This window comes from Anaerotignum faecicola, assembly GCA_024460105.1.
Taxonomy (GTDB): Bacteria; Bacillota; Clostridia; order Lachnospirales; family Anaerotignaceae; genus JANFXS01.
The window spans coordinates 1-416 of record JANFXS010000417.1 but is presented as its reverse complement, the minus strand read 5'-3'; the positions used below and the strand labels follow the sequence as shown (position 1 = coordinate 416).

General features: G+C 54.1%; 1 protein-coding gene. It reads right to left on the bottom strand.

Features of this window, described 5'->3' with window-relative positions; translation table 11 throughout:
- A partial coding sequence (locus NE664_14655) for a GGDEF domain-containing protein (protein ID MCQ4727875.1) occupies positions 1-416 on the bottom strand: 416 nt, incomplete at both ends.

Sequence of the window (416 nt, the reverse complement as noted above, 5' to 3'; positions counted from 1 at the left end):
AACAGGCCTTTAGAATCCCGGCCGTCTCCTTCAGCACCTGATCCCCCGTATAATGCCCCAGATAGTCGTTAATCTGCTTGAAATAGTCGATGTCCATGATGATCATGGCTCCCGAACCATCCCGTCCCTCCGCCATCAGCGCCTGCCTCATCCGCTGATGGCTGGTGGCCGAATTGTATACTCCCGTCAGGCTGTCCGTCTGTGCCTTCGCTTCCAGCTGTTCCTTGATTTCCCGCTCCGTCTGAATATCGACCAGCTTCCCTACCGCGTACCACGGCCTTCCAGAAGTATCGGTAACCATTTTGGAGATCACCTTCAGCCAGCGCACATTTCCTCCCGGAAGCAGGCATTCATGCTCCGTATGGTTCTCCTCCTGCGATATCATATAGCCAAAGACCGGATACTTCTGCTTCAAC